Source organism: Pseudarthrobacter sp. RHLT3-21, assembly GCF_059383495.1.
In genome coordinates, this window is sequence record NZ_JBWZCI010000002.1 from 20,984 (window position 1) to 42,459 (window position 21,476).

A 21,476-nucleotide genomic window follows, 5' to 3' on the forward strand; every position below is an offset into this window, starting at 1 on the left:
ATCAATGAAACTCGTTGACCAGCTGCCTGTCCTGCCCGCCCCAAACCCCTCCGGCGCAGGCATCGACCCGGACGCCCTGTACACCCAATTCCTTGAGTGGACCGAAAGCCGGGGCCTGGAGCTGTACGCTGCCCAGGACGAGGCCATCATGGAGCTCGCCACCGGTGCCAACGTCATTCTCGCCACCCCGACCGGTTCCGGCAAATCGCTGGTGGCCATCGCGGCGCACTTCCAGGCCATGGCGAGGGGCCAGCGCAGTTACTACACCGCTCCCATCAAGGCGCTGGTCTCGGAGAAGTTCTTTGCCCTGTGCGACATCTTCGGTGCAGAGAACGTTGGCATGATCACCGGTGACTCGGGCGTTAACCAGAACGCTCCGATCATCTGCTGCACGGCGGAAATCCTCGCGAATATCGCCCTCCGGGAAGGGGCCGCCGCCGAACTTGGTGCGGTCATTATGGACGAGTTCCATTTCTACTCCGACCCCCAGCGCGGTTGGGCCTGGCAGGTCCCGCTGCTGGAGCTGCCCCAGGCCCAGTTCCTCCTGATGTCCGCCACCCTGGGCGATGTCAGCCGGTTTGAGGGTGGCATCACCGAGCTCACGGGCCGGCCCACCACAACCGTCAGTTCAGCCGAGCGTCCCATTCCGCTGCATTACTACTACCACCAGACGCCGGTCCACGAAACGCTCGAGGAACTCCTCTCTACGCGCCAGGTGCCCGTCTACGTAGTGCACTTCAGCCAGATCGAGGCCATTGACCGGGCCCAGACGCTGATGAGCATCAACGTGTGCACCCGCGAGGAGAAGGACAAGATCGCCGAGCTGATCGCGAACTTCCGTTTCGCCGCAGGCTTCGGCAAGACGCTCAACAGGCTGGTCCGGCACGGTATCGGCGTCCATCACGCCGGCATGCTGCCGAAGTACCGGAGGCTGGTGGAACAGCTGGCCCAGGCGGGCCTGCTTAAGGTGATCTGCGGTACGGACACGCTGGGCGTGGGGATCAATGTGCCCATCCGCACCGTTTTGCTCACCGCGCTGAGCAAGTACGACGGCGTCCGCACCCGCCCGCTTAACTCCCGGGAGTTCCACCAGATTGCGGGACGGGCCGGCCGCGCCGGGTATGACACCGCCGGGACAGTAGTAGTCCAGGCGCCGGAGCACGTGATCGAAAACGCGAAGGCCATGGCCAAGGCCACCGCAAAATTTGGTGATGACCAGAAGAAACTCCGCCAGGTGGTCAAGAAGAAGCCGCCGGAGGGTTTCGTTTCCTGGGGTGAACCCACGTTCAAGCGCCTTGTGGAGTCCGTGCCCGATCCTTTGACCTCAAGTTTCAGCGTGACCCATTCGATGCTGATGAACCTGATGGAACGGCCCGGCGACCCGTTCACGGCTGCCCGCAGCCTGCTGACTGAAAACCACGAGACCCGCTCCTCACAGCTGCGGCTGATGAAAAAAGCCCTGGGAATCTACCGCGAACTCCTCGCCGCCGAGGTGGTGGAGCGCATCCCGGCAGAAGAACAGGGCCACGACGGCAGGACAGTCCGGCTCACCGTCCATCTGCAGGCCAATTTTGCCCTGAACCAGCCGCTCTCGCCGTTTGCACTGGCGGCGCTGGAGCTGCTTGACCCGGATTCGCCGTCGTACGCCCTGGACGTGGTGTCCGTGATCGAGGCGACCCTCGAAAAGCCCCGCCAGATCCTTTCCGCCCAGCAGAAGAAGGCCCGCGGGGAAGCGATTGCCGCGATGAAGGCTGACGGCATCGAGTATGACCAGCGCATGGCCATGCTGGAGGAAGTCACCTATCCCCAGCCGCTCGCGGAACTCCTGGGCGAAGCCTTCGAGGTCTACCGCAAAGCCGCTCCGTGGGTGGGCGACTTTGAACTGGCGCCCAAGTCCGTGGTCCGCGACATGTACGAGCGTGCCATGAACTTCGGCGAGTTCGTCCAGTTCTATGGGCTGGCCCGCTCCGAGGGCATTGTGCTGCGCTACCTCGCCGACTGCTTCAAGGCGTTACGCCAGACTGTGCCGCAGGACATGCTCCGGGAGGACCTTGAGGACCTCATCGCCTGGCTTGGCGAACTGGTGCGGCAGGTGGACTCCAGCCTCCTGGACGAATGGGAGGAGCTGACGTCCGGCGCGATGCCCACCCCGCACGACGCTCCCCCTCCCCCGCCGCCGTCGCTGACGTCCAACATCCGTGCCTTCCGCGTGATGGTCCGCAACGAGATGTTCCGCCGTGTGGAACTGTTCGCGGACGAGAACGCAGCAGCCCTGGGCGAGCTCGACGGCGGCGCGGGCTGGGGTGCCGACCGCTGGGAAGACGTCCTGGACGACTACTTCGACGAACACAACGACATCGGCACCGGCCCGGATGCCCGCGGCCCCGGACTGCTCATGATCACCGAAGAGACGGGGCTTTGGAAGGTCCGGCAGATTTTCGACGATCCGGCGCGCAACCATGACTGGGGCATCTCCGCCGACGTGGACCTGGCGGCCTCCGACGAATCCGGAACGGCAGTGGTCCGGGTCACCGACGTCAACCGGCTCTAGGCGCTGACCCCATGGAATCCGTCCCCGACCTGACCGGCAGCCTTCGGGTTTTGGAAGCCCTGAAGGCCCAGCCCGTGGCACCCTCCGACGGTCCACGGCAGTGGTGGAACGGGCCGCTGGACGTCGAGGGGCTGGCTTTGGGGGCGGTCCAGGCAGCAGCCACGTCGCTGAACGCACTTGTTGGCGTTCCGGGGAGGTACACCCTGGCATCCGGGTCCACGGCGGCGTCCTTCGATTCGCTTGGACACCTGAGGATTGCCGGGGTGAAACCCGAAGGGTTCACTTCGATGTCCGGCTTTCGGCGCACGTCGGACGGCTGGATCCGCCTGCACGCCAACTATCCCCACCACGCAGCCCGGCTGATGGCGGCACTCTCCGTCAGCACACCACAGGACGTGGAACACACCCTGCTTAGGATGACATCCCTGGCAGCAGAGGAAGCCATCACGGCAAACAACGGCGTCGCTGCTGCGGTGCGGACGCGGGAGGAGTGGGTCGCGACCCCAATGTATGGGACGGCCAGCGCCGGGCCGTGGATCAGAATCTCCCGTCCGTCGACGGCCGGCAGTGAAAGTTCGCAGCTCTCCCGGTGGGTTCCATCGGCAGTTCCCCGCCACCCCTTGACCGGGCTCAAGGTGCTGGACCTGACGCGCGTCATTGCCGGCCCCACGGCCACCCGCCTCCTGGGCGCCCTGGGTGCGGACGTCCTGCGCATCGACCCGCCCCAGCTTCCGGAGCTGAGCGATGTTTTTGTTGACTCTGGCTTTGACAAGCGCAGCGCGGAGGCGGACCTCCGGGTTCCTGAGGCTATGGATACAGTGAGGCGTCTCATTGAGTCTGCTGACGTGGTGGTCACGGGTTACCGCGACGGCGGGCTGGACCGTTTCGGGCTGGCGCCCGAAGCCATGTTGCTTGCCCGGCCCGACCTCGTGATGGTCACTCTCAGTGCGTGGGGCAGCGGCGGCCCGTGGAACGGGCGGCGCGGTTTCGACAGCCTGGTACAGGCCGCCTGCGGCATTGCCGAACGGTATGGCCGGACAACTGATGACGGGTGGCAGCCCGGGGCGCTGCCTGTGCAGGCTCTGGATCATGCCACCGGATATGGCCTGGCGGCGGCAGCACTTGCCTTGCTGGCCGAACGGCTCCGAAGCGGACGTGGCGGCGCGGCCCGGCTTTCTTTGGCCCGCACCGCTGAAGAATTATTCCGGATCCCCGCGGCTGCCGGCCACAGTGGTTCCCTGCCTGAACCGGACTTCCGCATGATTGACAGCCCATACGGCCGCCTGCGGTATGTTGGGCCGCCCGTCTCGGCGGACGGTGTACCGCTTGAGTACAGCAGGGGACCTGTCCGCTACGGGACTTCGCAGCTTCGCTGGCAGCAGGGATCACGGCCCCGCTAGTAAACTCTCACCATGAGTGTAATCCGCCCCGCCACGCGGCCAGACGTCCCCGCCATCCTGCAGATGATCCACGAACTGGCCATCTACGAGAAGGAACCGGATGCGGTCCGCAACACCCCGGAAATGCTGGCTGAGGTCCTGTTCGGCGAGAACCCGCGCGTGTTTGCCACGATGGCTGAGAACAGCGCGGGCGAGGTCCAGGGCTTCGCCCTCTGGTTCCTGAACTACTCCACGTGGGAAGGCGTCCACGGCATCTACCTGGAAGACCTCTACGTCAGCCCGGACGCCCGGGGCGAGGGCCACGGCAAGGCGCTGCTGAAGCACCTGGCCGCCACCGCCGTCGAGAACGGCTATGCCCGGGTTGAATGGAGCGTCCTGGACTGGAACGAACCGTCCATCAACTTCTACCGCAGCCTCGGCGCCCGCCCCCTGGACGGCTGGTCCACGTTCCGCCTGACCGGCGATGCGCTGGAGAGCTTTGGCACCAGAACGGCGGCGTCCATCCGTGGCTGAGCACGACGCTTCCGCCCAAACCACGCAGACGCGGACCCCTGTCCCGCATTTTGTGAAGGCCCGGCACGAATTCCGGGGCATGCGCACCGCCGAGCACTACTTCACCGTTCCCTTGGACCACTTCGCGCCAGGCAGCGGCGACGGCGCCGCCAAGACCATCACCGTCTTCGCCCACGAGTACGTCTCGTCGGCCCATACCCAGGCTGAAGCCGAACAGCTTCCCTGGCTGCTGTTCCTCCAGGGCGGGCCGGGCGGCCGCGGAAACCGGCTGGCGTCGCTGAGCGGCTGGAGCAAGGCGGCGGCCCGGGACTTCCGGATCCTGATGCTGGACCAGCGCGGCACCGGGCTTTCGACCCCCATTGACCGGAACACGCTGCCGGCGCGTGGAACGGCCGAGGCACAGGCCGCGTACCTTGAACATTTCCGTGCGGATTCCATCGTGGCCGACGCGGAGCTCATCCGGGCGGCGCTCGGCTCCGGCCCCTGGAGCATCTACGGCCAAAGCTACGGCGGATTCTGCGCGCTGACGTACCTGTCCTTTGCCCCGGAAGGGCTGAAGGAAGCGCTCATCACGGGCGGGCTGGCGCCGCTCGCCGGCCACGCCGACGACGTCTACCGCGCCACGTTCGCGCGCGTTGCGGCCCGCAACACTGAATACTTCAGCTGGTATCCGGAGGACCGCCGGACCGTGAACGCGATCGCATCGCACCTTCGGCAGACCGAGGAGTTCCTTCCCGACGGCGGCCGGCTCACGCCGGAACGGTTCCAGATGGTGGGTTCCTTCCTGGGCGGAAACACGCGGGTGGACGGCCTGCACTACCTGCTGGAGGACGCGTTCACCACGACACCGCACGGGAACAGGCTCTCCGATGCCTTCCTGGAGCAGGTCCAGGGCATCGTGTCCCGCCTGGCGAACCCGCTCTATGCCCTGCTGCATGAGTCCATCTACGGGCAGGGACAGGCGACCGACTGGGCTGCCTGGCGGGTGCTGCAGGAAAATCCGGCATTCCGCCCGGATGCGGAGCCACTGCTGCTGACCGGCGAGATGGTGTACCCGTGGTACTTCGAGCAGGATGCCGCCTTGGTGCCGCTGCGGCAGGTGGCCCATCTGCTGGCCGCCAAGACGGACTGGAAGCCGTTGTATGACCACACGCAACTCATCGCCAACAGAGTGCCGGTTGCGGCTGCGGTCTACCGCGACGACATATATGTGGACCGCAGTCTGTCCCTGGAAACGGCGGCTGCAGTACGCGGCCTTCAGGTATGGGAGACGGCCGACTTCCACCATGACGGCATAGCCGACGACGGCGAGGCCATTTTCGGGCGCCTGCTGGGTGTGGTGCGCTCGGTTGCCGGCTCAGCGGGCAGTTGAGCCGCCAACTGAACCGGTGGCTGTGCCGGTGGCGGGGCTGCGGCGACGCGCCACAAGGACAATGACTGCGGCGGTCAGCACAGCAGCTCCCACCAGGCCGCCCGCCATATTCAGTCCCAGGTAGCCGGCCCAGCTGAGGATCAGGCCGGAGGTTGCCCCGCCCACTGCGCCGGCGGCGCCCATCAGCATGTCCGACACACCTTGGACCACCACGCGGGACTCCTGGGGGACGCTCTCCGCCAGCAGCGTGGAGCCGGATATGGTGGCCGCAGACCAACCCACGCCCAGCAGGACAAGTCCCACGGCCACCGCCACGGTGGATGTCTGGCCGAATCCGGCGACGGCGACGGCCGCGATGAGCGTGGCGAAGCCGATCATGATGGTCTCTGTCCTGCCCGCCTTGTCAGTCAGCCAGCCCATGACCGGCGACAACGCGAACATGCCGGCGATATGCAGGGAGATGGTGAAGCCGATGATCACCAGGACATCGCCGGAGGCAGCGTGGCCGACATGGGTGGAACCCGGCCCGGCCACAAGTTCCTGCAAATGCAGCGGGGTCATGGACATCACGCCCACCATCACGGAGTGCGCTCCGACGACGGCGGCAAGCGCCAGCCAGGACGCCCTGGATTGGCGGATTGCCCGCAGCCCTCGGACGAGCGATCCCCCGACTGCGTTGCGCGCGGTGGCGCCTTGCAGGCTTGCCGTACCTGGCGGCGTGCCCTGCAAGTCCCCGCCAGCCGGCTGGGCGGCGGGTTCTTGGGCGGCCGGCTGAACGGCGGTCTCCTGGGCCGCGATTTCCCGGGCAAGCAGGAGCGGGTCGGGCCTGAGGCCGGCGAAGATCAGCACGATCGCCAGCAGGAGTCCGGCTGCGGAGATCACGAACGGTCCGGCGACGGGCGGCAGGCCGAGGGCCAGGCCCACAACGGTGCCAGGCTGGATCAGGTTGGGTCCGGCCACGGCGCCGACCGTCACAGCCCACACAACAGCGGACAGCGCCCTGCCGCGGTGTTCAGCATCCGCAAGGTCGACGGCGGCAAAGCGCGCCTGCAGGCTGGCCGCGGTGCCCACCCCGATGCCCACGGCCCCCAGCACCAGCAGGACGAACAAGCCGGACACCACCGAAAGCACTATCAGCACGGTCCCTGCCAGGGCGGCGGAAAGCCCCGTCACCTGACCGGCCCGGCGGCCCCGACGCTCCGCCAGCGAAGCAAGGGGCAAGGCTGTCAGTGCGGCCCCCAAGGTCATAACCGTGGCCACGGCTCCCGCCCACACACTGGAACCCGATAGCTCCACAGCCAGGATAGAACCAATGGAAACCGTGGCTCCGGTGCCTATGCCACCGAACACCTGGGCCGCGCTCAGCAGCACCACAGTGCGCCGCTGCACCTGGCGCACTCCACTTTCCCTCATGAGGATGCGGGCCATGCTCCGAGCATAGTCCTCCGCTGGCCGCTACCGCAGGGGTTCGTTAAAGCCAGCAATCCCGGCCGCACGGCGGCCGGGATTGCTGGCTCCTGCAGTGTGTAGGAGCGCCTACTCGGCGTCGCTGAGGCTCTTCTTGGCGTCTTCTTCGAGGCGGGGGTCCAGGTGGGCCGTCTTTGCCTTGGAGCTCATGAGGCTGGCAACCACGGCAACGATGATGGTGCCCACAATGACGGCCAGGGAGACGAAGGTCGGAATCTCCGGGGCCCATTCGATGTGGTTGCCGCCGTTGATGAACGGCAGTTCGTTCACGTGCATGGCGTGGAGCACCAGCTTCACACCGATGAACGCCAGGATGAAGGACAGCGCGTGCTTCAGGTAGATCAGGCGGTTCATCAGCCCACCCAGCAGGAAGTACAGCTGGCGCAGGCCCATCAGGGCGAACAGGTTGGCGGTGAAGACGATGAACGGGCTCTGCGTCAGGCCGAAGATCGCGGGAATCGAGTCCACGGCGAAGAGGAGGTCGGTCAGGCCGATGGTGATGAACACAATCAGCATCGGGGTGAAGACCTTCTTGCCGTCCACCGTGGTGCGGAGCTTGCCGCCGTCGAACTTCTCCGACATGGGGATGAACTTGCGGATCCGGGCGATGAGCGGGTTTTCCTTCTCCTCTTCGTCCTCACCTTCGTCCTGGGCCTGCTTCCAGGCGGTCCAGAGCAGGAACGCACCGAAGATGTAGAACACCCAGCTGAACTGTTCGATCACAATGGCGCCGAGGAGGATGAAGATGCCGCGCAGGATCAGGGCGATGATGATGCCCACCATCAGGACTTCCTGCTGGTACTTACGGGGCACGGAGAAGCGGGCCATGATGATGATGAAGACAAACAGGTTGTCGATGCTGAGGCTGTACTCGGTGACCCAGCCGGCCACGAACTGGCCGCCGAACTCGGCACCGGTAAAGAAGAACATGGCCCCGGCGAACAGCAGGGCAAGGGAGACGTAGAACGCAACCCACAGGCCGGCTTCCTTCATGGAAGGTTCATGGGGACGCCGGACGACCAGCAGAAGGTCAATGAGGAGGATCAGGCCAAGGACGACAAGTGAGCCGACCTCGAACCACACGGGTAATTCGGGCACGGGTAGCCTTTCGCAGGGTACAGAGAAATGGTGTAAGTCTCTCCGGCCAGCCTGTGCACTTGGTGCTGAAATGGCGGCCCGCTACGCCCGGCCAAGCAACTGTGCTTGGCGTGTTGACGATCGTAGCGCTCGGGATACTCCCCTACGTGACGTTAACTGTACAGTAGGCGCCCCCGCATGCGGGAACATGCCCTGACAGAGTGCGTCCCCTCCCCACCACGGCCTGGCCTGGCCTAGGCGTGGCCGGCAGCCTGCATCTGGCGGAGCTCCTTCTTAAGATCACTGACCTCGTCCCGGATCCGCGCGGCCAGCTCGAACTGCAGTTCGGCGGCAGCGCCGTGCATCTGTTCGGTCAGCTGTTCGATGAGACCCACAAGGTCTTCGGCCGGTGCCGCGGCAAGGCCGTCCTTGCGGACCTGCGCCGCGCCCTTTGCCGCAGACTTGCCACGCTTGGCGCCCTTGGCCAGCCGGTTGTTGTTGAGCAGCTCCTGGGTGTCGGCGTCTTCCTTGGCCAGCTGGTCGGTAATGTCGGCAATCTTCTTCCGCAGCGGCTGCGGATCAATGCCCCGTTCCGTGTTGTAGGCCACCTGGATGGCGCGGCGCCGGTTGGTCTCGTCGATAGCCTTGGCCATCGAGTCGGTGATGCGGTCCGCGTACATGTGGACCTCGCCGGAGACGTTGCGGGCGGCGCGGCCGATGGTCTGGATCAGCGACGTCGCCGAGCGAAGGAAGCCTTCCTTGTCTGCGTCCAGGATGCTCACGAGGGAGACCTCGGGCAGGTCCAGGCCTTCGCGGAGCAGGTTAATGCCCACCAGGACGTCGAAGACACCCATCCGGAGTTCCCGGAGCAGTTCGACCCGGCGCAGGGTGTCCACGTCCGAGTGCAGGTATTCGACCTTGATGCCGTGGCCCAGCAGGTAGTCGGTGAGGTCCTCCGCCATCCGCTTGGTCAGTGTGGTGACCAGGACGCGTTCGTTTTTTGCCGTGCGGGTCTTGATCTCGCCCAGGAGGTCATCGATCTGGCCCTTGGTGGGTTTGACCACCACCTCGGGGTCGATCAGCCCGGTGGGCCGGATGATCTGCTGCACAAAGCCGTCGGCCTTGCCAAGTTCGTACTTGCCCGGAGTAGCCGACAGGTAGACGGTCTGGCCCACGCGTTGGAGGAATTCGTCCCATTTGAGCGGGCGGTTGTCCATGGCCGACGGCAGGCGGAAGCCGAAGTCCACGAGGTTCCGTTTACGGGACATGTCGCCCTCGTACATGGCGCCGATCTGCGGCACCGTGACGTGGGATTCGTCGATCACCAGCAGGAAGTCGTCCGGGAAGTAATCGATGAGGCAGTGCGGGGCGGTCCCGCGGGCGCGGCCGTCAATGTGCGACGAGTAGTTTTCAATGCCGTTGCAGAAGCCCATCTGCTGCATCATTTCGAGGTCGTAGGTGGTGCGCATCCGGAGCCGCTGGGCTTCCACCAGCTTGTTCTGGCCTTCAAGGACGGCCAGGCGTTCGGCGAGTTCATCCTCGATCCGCTTGATGGCCCGGGCCATCCGCTCAGGCCCGGCCACATAGTGCGAAGCCGGGAAGACGTACATTTCCTCCTCGTCCCGGATCAGCTCGCCAGTCAGCGGATGGAGAGTATGGATGTTCTCAATCTCGTCTCCGAAGAATTCGATCCGGATGGCCAGTTCCTCGTACATCGGGATGATTTCCACGGTGTCGCCGCGGACCCGGAAGGTGCCGCGGTGGAAGTCCATGTCGTTGCGCGCGTACTGCATGGAGACGAATTTCCGGAGCAGGTCGTCACGATTCATCTGCGCCCCCTTGCGGAGCGTGACCATGCCGGCAATATACTCTTCCGGTGTGCCCAGGCCGTAGATGCAGGACACCGTGGCGACCACAATGACGTCACGGCGGGTCAGCAGGGCGTTGGTGGCGGAGTGGCGGAGCCGTTCCACTTCCTCGTTGACGGAGGAGTCCTTCTCAATGAAGGTGTCCGTCTGCGCCACGTACGCCTCAGGCTGGTAGTAGTCGTAGTACGAAACGAAGTACTCCACCGCGTTGTTGGGCAGGAGTTCACGGAATTCGTTGGCGAGCTGGGCGGCCAGGGTCTTGTTCTGCACCATGACCAAAGTGGGCCGCTGGACCTGTTCGATGAGCCAGGCCGTGGTGGCGCTCTTGCCGGTACCGGTGGCACCCAGAAGGACAACGTCCTTCTCGCCGTTCCTGATCCGCTCCGTCAGTTCGATGATCGCGGCAGGCTGGTCACCTGCCGGCTGGAACTCGCTGATGACTTCAAACGGAGCGACAACGCGGTTGATCTCCTGGGCAAGACTCATGCATCTAATCTACAACCGGGGACCGACAGTGAAAGCCGGATCAGTTACCGGCGAACAACCCGCCTCAGGGGCAAGGAGTTCAGGGGATGTACGACGGCGGCGCCCAACCCGTCCGGGCGGCCCACCCCTCCATATCCGGCCAGGCTACGTCCCTGAACCACGGCTCCTTCGCCTCCGCATAGGCCCGGGTGCCGCCTGTGCCCGCAAACTGTTCGGCCAGGGCGCGCTTATGGTCCTCATACAAGGTGGCCGCCGCCGGGTCGCTCCTCAGCCAGTCCCGGAAGCACAATGCGTAGCGCCAGCCAGGCGATCCGGCTGCCCGGACGTGCAGGTTTACCGGGCGGCCAGGGTCCGCGTTGGCGTGGAAACGCTTCTGCCACTGCCCCGGATCCGGCTCCATTGGTTTTGGTGTGTCGAAGCCGGCCCCCGGCACGACAGGGAAGCCGGCCGCCGCCAGCAGGGGTGCGATCCGGTCAGCCACGTTGAGATCCGACACCGTGATCTGGAGGTCGATGACGTCCTTGGCGGCCAGACCAGGCACGGCGGTGGAGCCAATATGGTCAACTGCCAGGATGGCATCAGGTGCTGCGGCCATGATCCGGCATCCCAGCCGTGCGGCCTGGGCCGGCCATTCCACCTGCGGTGCCGACAAAACTGCTGTGCCGGCCCTTGCAGCCCTGACACCGCGGCGGACATTTTCCGCGAACGGCACCAGCCGTTCGGCCCACAGCCGCTCCACCCGCGCCGTCACGTCCGCCAGTGATCCGGAGTTGTCAAGGACCACGTCAGCAGCAGCAAGCCGCGCCTCACGCGAGGCCTGGGCCGCCATACGCGACCGGGCGTCCTCGGCCGTCATGCCTCGGTGTTCGAGCATCCGGCCGATCCTGACCTCATCGGGTGCGTCCACCACAAGGACCAGATGGAAGCCGCTGCCCTGACCGGTCTCCACCAGCAGTGGGATGTCCTGGACCACAATGGCGCCGGCCGGGGCTGTGGCGATGATGCCCGCCGCCGCGGCCCGGACCAGGGGGTGGACAATGCCGTTCAGCACGGCCAGCTGCGAGGGGTTGCCGAACACCACAGAACCGAGCCTGGCCCGATCCAGCCGCCCCCCGGCGTCGAGCATGTCCGGTCCAAAGGCTTCCACCACACGGGCCAGTCCCGGCGTTCCCGGCTCAACCACGTCCCGGGCCAGCGCATCCGCGTCCACCAGCACGGCGCCGAGCTCGGCGAGGCGTGACGCGACCGCTGACTTCCCTGAGGCGATCCCGCCCGTCAACCCGATCTTCAGCATCCCACCACCCTAATCCCCACCGCCTCCCTGACTTCGCTGCGCTCACCCAGGGAACCCTGGCGGCGTGGGCCCATCCACCGCCTCCCTGACTTCGCTGCGCTCACCCAGGGAACCCTGGCGGCGTGGGCACATGCCCGCACTAGACTTGGCCGGTGCAAGAGCAAGAAAGCCGGGCCACCACTTACACCACACTCGCGTTGGGGCCGGAGTTCCGGCACGAGATCGAGATCAAACGCTCCAGGTTCATCACGGTGCTGCGCCGCGCCGACACTGAGGACACCGCGCGGGACCTGGTGGCCGGCCTGCGCCGCGAGTTCCACGATGCCCGCCATCATTGCTCGGCGTTCGTCCTGGGACCGGACCGGGACATCCAGCGCTCCAATGACGACGGCGAGCCCACCGGCACCGCCGGCATCCCCATGCTGGAGGCCATCATCAAGAGGGAAACAGCACCGGGGGTGACGGACCTCAGCGACGTCAGTGCCGTCGTCGTCCGCTATTTCGGCGGCATCCTGCTGGGCGCTGGAGGGCTGGTGCGCGCCTACTCGGAATCGGTGTCCGCCGCCCTGGAACGGGCACCCCTGGTCCGGCGGAGCCGGCTGCGGATCTGCTCAGCGCCGGTGCCGCACGCCGCTGCGGGACGGCTGGAGAACGATCTTCGGGCGGCCGGGTTTGTGATGGCGGAAACCAGCTACGGAGCACAGGACACGATCCTGCGCCTGGCTGTGCCGGACGAAGCTGAAGAAATCACTGCCGCCACCGAACGCGTGCTGTCGCTCACCGCAGGGAGAACCGGGCTCACTCTGGCCGGAACGGAGTGGATCGATGTCCCGCTCCCCTGAGGTCCGCCTGGCAGACGTCGATGACCCCATGCTGGAGCGGCTGCTGGAACTGGCACAGGGGGACGCGTCCGCGGATGACGTCTCCCCGCCACTTGGCAACGGGACCGGCTGGAACGCGGAACGCATCAACTGGTTCCGCACCTACCACCGCTCTGCCGCCGCCGGCCTCGACGGACCAGCCTCGGAAAAGAGCTGGGCGGTGCTCTGCGACGGCAGCCCGGCCGGCGCGATCAGGCTCAAGCGGACGGACCCGGAAACGGCCACCATTGGCTCCGACACTGCTGAGACAGGCATCTGGCTGGGCCGGAGCTACCGCGGCCACGGTGTCGGTGGCGCAGCGTTGAGGCTGGTTCTGGCAGAAGCCCGACGCGCCGGACTGCATCAGCTGGTGGCATACACCACGGCCGGCAACATGGGCGCGCAGCGGCTCCTCACCGCCGCCGGCGCGGTCCTGACGGACGACAACGGCGCGGTGAGTGCCGTCGTCGTACTCCCAACCGACTCGCAGTAGACGCACCGAAACGCGCCTTTGGGAGCGTTAAGTGCTGGTCAGGTGGCCGGTTAGACGCAGCGGGTTAAACACAGCGGGCCCCTGCTTTCGCAGGGGCCCGCTGTATTGGCCCGGGAAGCCCCGGGCCGGTGGCAATTAGTTGCCGGTCAGCTTCTCGCGCAGAGCTGCAAGAGCCTCGTCGGAAGCCAAGGTACCGGCCCCGGCGTTCGACTCGGCAGCAGGCTCGGAGGAGTAGCTGGTGGTGCCGGAATCGCTGTCACCGGACGTTGCAGCTACAGCGTCGTCGGCAGCGTGCTGGGCAACCTGCTTCTTGTGTGCTTCCCAGCGGGTCTGGGCGTCAGCGTACTGCTGCTCCCAGACGGCGCGCTGGTTCTCGTAGCCTTCAAGCCACTCGTTGGACTCCGGGTCGAAGCCCTCCGGGTACTTGTAGTTGCCCTCTTCGTCGTACTCAGCGGACATGCCGTAGAGAGCCGGATCGAATTCGGTGGACTCGGCGTCAACGCCCTCGTTAGCCTGCTTGAGGGAGAGGGAGATACGGCGGCGCTCGAGGTCGATGTCGATGACCTTGACGAACAGCTCGTCACCAACGGAGACAACCTGCTCAGCCAGCTCCACGTGGCGGACTGCCAGCTCGGAGATGTGCACGAGGCCTTCGATGCCGTCTTCGACGCGTACGAACGCACCGAACGGAACGAGCTTGGTGACCTTACCCGGAACAACCTGCCCGAGGGCGTGGGTGCGGGCGAAGGTCTGCCACGGATCTTCCTGCGTAGCCTTGAGTGACAGGGAAACGCGCTCGCGGTCCAGGTCGACTTCGAGAACCTCGACGGTGACTTCCTGGCCAACTTCGACAACCTCGGACGGGTGGTCGATGTGCTTCCAGGACAGCTCGGAAACGTGAACGAGGCCGTCTACGCCGCCCAGGTCCACGAAGGCACCGAAGTTGACGATGGAGGAAACGACGCCGGGACGGACCTGGCCCTTTTCCAGCTTGTTGAGGAACGTGGAGCGGACCTCGGACTGGGTCTGCTCGAGCCATGCACGGCGGGACAGCACAACGTTGTTGCGGTTCTTGTCCAGCTCGATGATTTTGGCTTCGATCTTCTGACCGATGTACGGAGCGAGGTCGCGCACACGGCGCATCTCGACGAGGGATGCGGGCAGGAAGCCGCGCAGACCGATGTCGAGGATAAGACCACCCTTGACAACCTCGATGACGGTACCGGTGACAACACCGTCTTCTTCCTTGACCTTCTCGATGTCGCCCCAGGCGCGCTCGTACTGAGCCCGCTTCTTGGAGAGGATCAGGCGGCCTTCTTTGTCTTCCTTGGTGAGCACCAGGGCTTCGACGAGATCGCCAACGGAGACAACGTCTCCGGGATCAACGTCGTGCTTGATGGACAGCTCGCGGGAGGGGATGACACCTTCGGTCTTGTAACCGATGTCGAGCAGAACTTCATCGCGGTCGACCTTGACGACGGTACCTTCGACGAGGTCTCCGTCGTTGAAGTACTTGATGGTGGCGTCGACTGCTGCGAGGAAGTCCTCAGCGGTACCGATGTCGTTAATGGCGACTACTGGGGTACCGGGCTTCTCGGTGGAGGTGATGGTCATGTAGTAGGGGCTCCGTTGTGGATAGTTAGTCGGTCAGGCAAACCGCCGCGCCCGCGTTATGGAACGCAGGCGCAGGTCTTCGGGCGATCGCATGGATCTTCCGGGTCATCCTGATTTGTGAATTTTGGAAACGTGCACGTAGTACGCGCCCACTTATTCTAGTCGCAGCGGCCAACAGGGGTCAAAGCGCAGGCAACACGTCGCCCAGGCGGGCGAACGTGGTTCCGCCGCCTTGCAGCCGCGGGAGTGCCTGGGCAAATCCGGCAGCTGTCCCGCTGCCAGGCTTGTTGATGTGGGCAATCACGATGTCGCCTGGCTTAGCCTTGGCCACCTCGGCGGCGACAGTTGATGCCGCGAACGTGGCCCCGGCGTCGCCATTGATGCTGAAATTCACCGGCTGCAGCCCGAGCCGGCGCGTCACCGCAGCGGCAACTTCGTCATAGTAGGCCGTCCCGGGGCGGAAGAACCGCGGAAGTCGCCCCGTAATATCCTGGAGGACTTTCTGATTCCCGGTCACCTCGTCATAGACCTGTCCGAGGTCACCCGTCCCCCCGATGCCGTAAGCAGATTTGCCGTTGACCGAAAGCGGACGGTGCAGAAATCCGTGATTCGCAAGTTCAAAAAGCGGATTATCCGCCAATTCCTTGGTCAGACCGGGATTTGCCTGGATCCACCGTTCATTGAGGAACAGTGTTGCCGGTATGTTCAGCTTTCGCAGGGTCCCGAGCAACTGTTGATCGAACCCGGTGCCCCGGGCGCCACCGCAGGCATCGAAGGTCAGTGCTATCGCACCGGCTGCCGCCTGGGTGACCACGCCCGTGACCTGGAGTCCCCACTCCTGGGGCTTGCGGTTGGCGAATTCGGCCACAATTTGCTGTTTTGTCGGCAGATCGGGACGGCCCGGCTCACCGATGGGTACAGCTGCCGGCGCAGTCCTGGAGCTGGCAGGCACGGCTGGATCAACTGCCTGCACGGCTGCCTGTGAGAACGGGTCGCCGTCGACTGCGGCACGGCTGGCGGCCGCGCACCCTGACAGGGCTGCAGTTGCGAACCCAGCCATGCCTAGCAACATGGATCGACGGCCGGGCATTTTCGGTCCGCGGATATCCCCCATGGATAGTCCTTCAGAGAGGCAGGGGCACCTAGAAATGGGTCAGGCAGTGAGTAGCTCGCTCAACGGCGAACATCCCCCGTGCCTGGAACGACGCGCCCTGCTTGTGTTCGCGGATCCGCCCAGCCGCAGTAAGTGTAACGGGGCATACCCCGCCAAGGTAAATCGATGCGAGTGCTGAGATATCCAGCGTGAGATCCGGCGTCCCTGGGGTGTCAAGACTTACGACGGCGGCCTTCCCGCCGGACGCTTCGAGCGCGAAGGTTCCGCCCGTGAGGCCAAGAGGGTCCAAGACCTCCAGAACCAGGCGGCCGTCCACCGGATAATGCCTTGCTCCCAGCGCTTTGGCCACGTCCAGGATGCGGAGCCAGAGCATGTCCCGGCAGTCGGATGAGTCGATGCAGCGGGGATCGGCAAGTGCCCACGTGAGCGGGTCATCCAGCGGTGCTTCCTCCCACGTGACACGTAACACGAGATCGATGGCGGCCAGGAACTGCCAGAGCTCCAGGTACCCTTCATGCGTGGCGGCCACGAGGTCCACCACGTGCATTGTGTGGGGCTCGGTCTCCCAGCCGAGGAATTTGTAGGAGACATAGCCGTCCACGGCGCCGTCGGGGCTGTAGTGCAGGGCCACTTTGATGGCGGGATCCTCCTTGCCGTCGCGCCCCAGCGACCCGGAAGCCAGTTGCCGGTACCACTCCTGGCGGCCGATCGATCCCGGGGTCAGGCGGTGCACGTGGTCGAAGACCTCCGGCGCCAGGTCCAGCAGCACACGCGGGTCCGCGATGTCCACGCTGCCGACGGACTGGTGGTTGAGGCGGAACCGGGCGGTAGTGTCCACCTTCACCGTGCGTTCGAAGCTGGCCACCCCGTAGCCGAAGCGGCCGTAGATGGAGCCCTCCGACGCTGTCAGGGCGGCCATCGCCAGGCCATCGTCCTTGGCGATTGACAGGTCCTCGGACATCATCCGGCGCAGCAGGCCACGCCGCCGGTGCGAGGTCCGGACCGTCACCGCGGTGACCAGCTGGGTTTCCAGCAGCCTGCCGAAGCCGATGTTGAGCGTTTTGCGGAAGGTCCCGAAGGTTGCCACCGGCACCTCCGCGGGGAGCGACCCTTGCGCGACTTCCCGCGTCTGGTAGGCGCCGGTGAAGATCCGCCGGTCAGCTGCGTAGGTCTCCAAGGATTTCGCAACATGCTCCGGCGTCCGCGTGGATTCGTGGAAGCCAAAGGCCACCGCCTTCACCCATGATTCGGCGTCGGGATATCCCGCCTCGCCCTTGGATGCCGCTGTGAAGCGCCGGATTTCATAGTCATCACTCAGTTCAGCCACACCGCCGAGCCTAGCCAATGAATCCGGCGCCTGGCCAGCAGCAACACGGGCGCGCCCGCAGGAATTGGCTCAGAGCCGCCGCACGGGTTGGCGGAGGATGGTTTTGAGCTTTTCCGGTGCCACCCTGCGGGCGTCGCTGAGGTAGATCTCGTGGTGCGGGCCGGCAAAGCCGAAGCCGTTGGCCGGCATGTATTCATGGTGCAGGCGGCGCAGCGTCGGAGCCTCGTCGTCGTAGCTGCCGATGTGCAGGATCTGCACCGAGAGGCCTTCGTCGAGGGTCTCAAGACGGAGCAGGTCCAGCCCCGGAACGTTCTTCGCCGCCGCCTTCGCGACACCGTCCTGCACCTCGGCGGTACCGATCCAGCCCGGCTGCGGGATCATCATGGTCCATTTCCAGCTGTCCTTCTCCCCCCGGGTGAAGGCGCCAGGATCGTCCGCCGTCCACAGGCCCTCCAGCGGTCCAACGGCGTAGTCCCGGCCCGCGTTCTTGCCGGCAAACCTAACGGCGTAAGACACCGAGAACAGTGCTTCCAGGGCGGCGGCATAGGCGGGGGCCGTCCCCGGGTTGCCCTGCCCGTCCACCATCAGATAATTCAGCGGTGACCACCTCAAAATCCCGGGCCCGGGACGCGTGCAGCTCCTTGAACTGCTTCTTGACGTCGTACTTGTCCACCCCGCCCCGTCCGTTCCCAGCAGTCCGTCCCAGCAGCCCGTTCCTAGTGGCCGGCGTCGTACCAGCTGGGGCCCACGCCGATCTGGACATCCAGCGGGACGCTGAGGTCCGCGGCAGAGCCCATCTGCTCGGTGACGAGCTTCTCCACCGTTTCCCGCTCGCCGGCGGCGACTTCAATCACCAGTTCGTCGTGGACCTGCAGGAGCATGCGCGACTTCAGGCCCTGGGCCGCCAGTTCAGCATGCACACCCAGCATTGCGCGTTTGATGATGTCCGCGGCCGATCCCTGGATGGGTGAGTTCAGTGCGATGCGCTCCGCGTTTTCGCGCAGCTGCCGGTCCGTGCTGGTGAGGTCCGGGAGGTAGCGGCGACGGCCCTCGATGGTGGCCGTGTAGCCGTCCACCCGGGCCTGGTCCACCACGCCGCGCAGGTAGTCACGGACAGCGCCGAACCGGTCGAAGTAGTCCTTCATCAGGTTGCGGGCCTCGTCCACGGAAATTTCCAGCTGCTTTGACAGGCCGAACGAAGTCAGGCCATAGGCAAGGCCGTAGGACATGGCTTTGACCTTCGAGCGCATGGCGCTGGTGACTTCTTCGGTGGGCACGTGGAAGATGTTCGAACCCACAAACCGGTGGAGGTCTTCGCCGTCCTTGTAAGCCTGGATCAGGCCTGCGTCCCCCGAAAGGTGCGCCATGATCCGCATTTCGATCTGCGAGTAGTCCGCGGACAGCAGGCACTCGTAGCCGTCACTGACCACAAAGATGCCACGGACGCGCCGGCCCTCTTCGCTGCGGATGGGGATGTTCTGCAGGTTGGGGTTGTTCGAGGAGATCCGGCCCGTCGCTGCCACGTTCTGCGCATAGGTGGTGTGGATCCGGCCGTCTTCGGTCACGGACTTCTTGAGCGACTCCAGCATCTGCCGCAGCTTCGAGGACTCCCGGTGCGCCATCAGCTGGACCAGGAATTCGTGCCCGGTCTTCTCCAGCAGGTTCTTGAGCGACGCGGCATCGGTGGTGTAGCCGGACTTGATCTTCTTCGTTTTCGGCAGCTCGAGTTCTTCAAAGAGCACGGTCTGCAGCTGTTTGGGTGATCCGAGATTGACCTCGTGGCCGATCGCGGCGAAGGCCAGTTCCTGCGCGTTGTCGATCACCTTGGACAGGTCAGCGAGCTGCTCGTCCATGCGCGGCAGGTCGATGGCGATGCCCGCGGTTTCCATATCGGCCAGCACCCGGCTGACGGGCAGCTCGAGCGTAGTCAGCAAGTCCCCCGCCTTGCGTTCGGTGAGTTCTGATTCGAAGTGCCGGCTCAGGGCCTGGACCACAGCCGCCACATGAACCAGGGCACCGGCAGCGGCGGCGTCGTCGCCGTCGAACGCCAGCTCCAGCTGGCCCGCCTTGGAGGTCTCCGATGAGACGCTGACGTTGAGGTGGTGCTGGGCCAGCTCCGCGAGTTCATACGTGCGGCGGTCCGGCTGGATGAGGTATCCGGAAATTGAGGTGTCGTCCACCACGCCTTCCATGCCCAGGCCACGGGCCGACAGGGCCTTCAGCGCAGCCTTGTAGCCGTGCATGACCTTCGGGGAGTTTTCATCGCGCAGCCAGTCCGCGAGGACGTTTTCGGCGGCGGCATCCTGGGTGGCGAGGTCGACATAGGCGGCCCCGTCGTCACGCACAATGGCCAGCGCGGCGGCGTCTTCGCCAATTCGCCCTGGCACCAGGTCGACGGCGACTGCCGACGTCTTGCCAGTGGCCGCCGCCAGGAAGGCGTCCAGTTCGGCTGCCCCGGCGGGAAACACGAAGTCCGGAGTGGCGATGCTTTCGCGTTCCGCAGATTCCACTTCCTCGCTGCCGTACAGGGCAAAAAGCCGGGTACGGATGGTCTTGAATTCGAGTTCGTCGAACAGCGTCTCCAAGGCAGCCTCGTCCGGCCGCGGTTCGGCGAGATCGTCCAGCGTGAGCGGGAGTTCGAGGTCCGTATGGAGCCTGTTCAGCCGTCGGTTGCGCTTGACGTCCTCGACGTTGGCGCGCAGGGATTCCCCTACTTTTCCACCGATCGCGTCAAGGTGTTCGAGAACCCCCTCAAGACCGCCGTAAAGGTTGATCCACTTTGCCGCAGTCTTTGGGCCGACGCCCGGAACGCCCGGGAGGTTGTCCGCTGTCTCCCCCACCAATGCGGCAAGATCCGAATACTGGGCGGGCGAAACAAAATACTTCTCCTGGATGGCGGCCGCGTCCATCCGGGGGATGTCACTGACGCCCTTCCTGGGGTACAGCACAAAAACGTTGTCCGTGATCAGCTGGAAGGCGTCACGGTCGCCCGAGACGAGCAATACCTCAAACCCTGCCTTTTCCCCCATGGCGGCGAGGGTTGCCAGGATGTCATCGGCCTCATAGCCGGGCAGCTTGATGGTCTTGATACCCCAGGCGCCCATGACCTTGTCAATGAGGTCGATCTGGCCGCTCATCTCCCGGGGAGTTTCGTTGCGTCCACCCTTGTACTCGCTGTACTCCGCTTTGCGGTGCGTGGTGTCATCCGAGACGTCGAAGGCGACGCAAATGTGGGTGGGCTTCTGTTCCTTGATCAGGTTGATGAGCATGGAGGTGAAGCCGTGGATGGCGTTGGTGTGCTGTCCGTTGGCCGTGGAGAATTTGTCCGCCGGGAGGGCGAAGAACGCGCGGAACGCCATCGAGTGGCCGTCAAGCACCAGAAGCCGCGGCTGGCCGGTGATGGGAACCACGGGGGCTTCCGTAGCGGAAACCTGGCCTCCGACCGGCAGGACGCTGATGTCCTGTAAGGCATCAGCAGCGTCAAGCGCAGTAGTTTCGGTCGGGAAGGGGGCCGGTTTGGTAGTTTCACTCACAGGTGCCAGCCTAGTTCCCATGATGGACAATTTCACGCCCGGGCCCTTCGATGAGGAATTGGTCACAGCAGGCGTCCCGGCGCACCTCCACGACTGGCTCGGCCGGCTGGGCATCGGCGCCCTGGTAGTGAAGATGGGGATCCACTTCCTGGAGATGAGCCCGGAACGGACGGTGGCCACCATGCCGGTGGAAGGAAACACCCAGGTGGCGGGCATCCTGCACGGCGGCGCCCATGTGGTGCTGGCCGAAACACTGGGATCCTTCGCCGCCGGGATGCACGCCGGCGCCGGCCGGCACGCCCTGGGCATCGAAGTGAGCGCCACACACCACCGTGCGATCGCCGCGGGCACCGTGACAGGGACCTGCACCGCGATCCATCTGGGCCGGACCCTGACAACGCATGAAATCGTGATGACGGACGAAAAGGGCCGTCGCCTCTCGACCGCCCGCATCACCAACATGCTGCGGGACAACGAGCCGGCGGAGGCCTGAACGCCGCAGGCAGT

At 65.1% G+C, this 21,476-nt stretch carries 16 protein-coding genes; 7 read left to right on the plus strand and 9 right to left on the minus strand.

Translation table 11 applies throughout. From position 1 onward, the window contains the following. The first annotated feature begins 4 nt into the window (after positions 1-4). The 4 genes from AC50YA_RS02820 (at position 5) to AC50YA_RS02835 (ending at position 5,836) form a co-directional block, all read left to right on the plus strand. The gene (locus tag AC50YA_RS02820; protein ID WP_494980859.1) at positions 5-2,551 is read left to right on the plus strand and encodes a DEAD/DEAH box helicase; all 2,547 of its coding nucleotides are present in this window, start codon (positions 5-7) and stop codon (positions 2,549-2,551) included. An 11-nt stretch (positions 2,552-2,562) separates the two neighbouring features. Continuing rightward, positions 2,563-3,951 (plus strand): CoA transferase, encoded by a 1,389-nt coding sequence (locus tag AC50YA_RS02825; RefSeq protein ID WP_494980860.1) that lies wholly within the window; start codon positions 2,563-2,565, stop codon positions 3,949-3,951. A 12-nt stretch (positions 3,952-3,963) separates the two neighbouring features. Then, a complete protein-coding gene (locus AC50YA_RS02830) occupies positions 3,964-4,464 on the plus strand; it encodes a GNAT family N-acetyltransferase (RefSeq protein ID WP_494980861.1) in 501 nt (166 codons plus the stop codon). A gap of 79 nt (positions 4,465-4,543) precedes the next feature. After that, the gene (locus tag AC50YA_RS02835) at positions 4,544-5,836 is read left to right on the plus strand and encodes an alpha/beta fold hydrolase (protein WP_494981085.1); all 1,293 of its coding nucleotides are present in this window, start codon (positions 4,544-4,546) and stop codon (positions 5,834-5,836) included. Here the strand turns inward: AC50YA_RS02835 and AC50YA_RS02840 are convergent. From AC50YA_RS02840 to coaE, 4 genes are all read right to left on the minus strand, one after another. Continuing rightward, positions 5,822-7,264: an MFS transporter gene (locus tag AC50YA_RS02840; RefSeq protein WP_494980862.1), complete on the minus strand. Its 1,443-nt coding sequence runs from the start codon at positions 7,262-7,264 to the stop codon at positions 5,822-5,824. The genes AC50YA_RS02835 and AC50YA_RS02840 overlap by 15 nt on opposite strands. 108 nt (positions 7,265-7,372) lie before the next feature. Then, on the minus strand, positions 7,373-8,401 hold the full coding sequence (locus AC50YA_RS02845) for a TerC family protein (protein WP_494980863.1): 1,029 nt from the start codon (positions 8,399-8,401) through the stop codon (positions 7,373-7,375). 233 nt (positions 8,402-8,634) lie between these two features. Beyond that, positions 8,635-10,734 (minus strand): excinuclease ABC subunit UvrB, encoded by a 2,100-nt coding sequence (uvrB, locus tag AC50YA_RS02850; RefSeq protein WP_494980864.1) that lies wholly within the window; start codon positions 10,732-10,734, stop codon positions 8,635-8,637. Between the two features lie 79 nt (positions 10,735-10,813). After that, positions 10,814-12,028 carry a dephospho-CoA kinase gene (coaE, locus tag AC50YA_RS02855; protein ID WP_494980865.1) on the minus strand — a complete coding sequence of 405 codons (1,215 nt, stop codon included), beginning with the start codon at positions 12,026-12,028 and terminating at the stop codon, positions 10,814-10,816. Positions 12,029-12,180: 152 nt separating this feature from the next. Here coaE and AC50YA_RS02860 point away from each other — a divergent pair, with 152 nt between their 5' ends. After that, positions 12,181-12,870 carry an IMPACT family protein gene (locus tag AC50YA_RS02860; protein ID WP_494980866.1) on the plus strand — a complete coding sequence of 230 codons (690 nt, stop codon included), beginning with the start codon at positions 12,181-12,183 and terminating at the stop codon, positions 12,868-12,870. After that, positions 12,854-13,381, plus strand: coding sequence for a GNAT family N-acetyltransferase (locus AC50YA_RS02865; RefSeq protein ID WP_494980867.1), 528 nt, complete (start codon positions 12,854-12,856; stop codon positions 13,379-13,381). The genes AC50YA_RS02860 and AC50YA_RS02865 overlap by 17 nt, the downstream gene beginning before the upstream one ends. Before the next feature lie 135 nt (positions 13,382-13,516). Here AC50YA_RS02865 and rpsA read toward each other — a convergent pair whose 3' ends face one another. The 5 genes from rpsA to polA all read right to left on the minus strand — a co-directional run bounded on the left by rpsA (position 13,517) and on the right by polA (position 20,795). Then, positions 13,517-14,995, minus strand: coding sequence for a 30S ribosomal protein S1 (rpsA, locus tag AC50YA_RS02870; RefSeq protein ID WP_494980868.1), 1,479 nt, complete (start codon positions 14,993-14,995; stop codon positions 13,517-13,519). Between the two features lie 181 nt (positions 14,996-15,176). Beyond that, positions 15,177-16,055, minus strand: a complete 879-nt coding sequence (locus tag AC50YA_RS02875) for a polysaccharide deacetylase family protein (protein WP_494980869.1) — start codon at positions 16,053-16,055, stop codon at positions 15,177-15,179. An 82-nt stretch (positions 16,056-16,137) separates the two neighbouring features. Next, positions 16,138-17,427, minus strand: coding sequence for a GNAT family N-acetyltransferase (locus AC50YA_RS02880; protein ID WP_494981086.1), 1,290 nt, complete (start codon positions 17,425-17,427; stop codon positions 16,138-16,140). Positions 17,428-17,505: 78 nt separating this feature from the next. Continuing rightward, positions 17,506-18,021, minus strand: coding sequence for a GyrI-like domain-containing protein (locus tag AC50YA_RS02885; RefSeq protein ID WP_494980870.1), 516 nt, complete (start codon positions 18,019-18,021; stop codon positions 17,506-17,508). Positions 18,022-18,152: 131 nt separating this feature from the next. Next, positions 18,153-20,795 carry a DNA polymerase I gene (gene polA, locus AC50YA_RS02890; RefSeq protein WP_494981087.1) on the minus strand — a complete coding sequence of 881 codons (2,643 nt, stop codon included), beginning with the start codon at positions 20,793-20,795 and terminating at the stop codon, positions 18,153-18,155. 193 nt (positions 20,796-20,988) lie between these two features. On the opposite strand from polA, the gene AC50YA_RS02895 reads away from it, so the two are divergent. Next, positions 20,989-21,462, plus strand: a complete 474-nt coding sequence (locus AC50YA_RS02895) for a hotdog fold thioesterase (protein ID WP_494980871.1) — start codon at positions 20,989-20,991, stop codon at positions 21,460-21,462. The last annotated feature ends 14 nt before the right edge of the window (positions 21,463-21,476 follow it).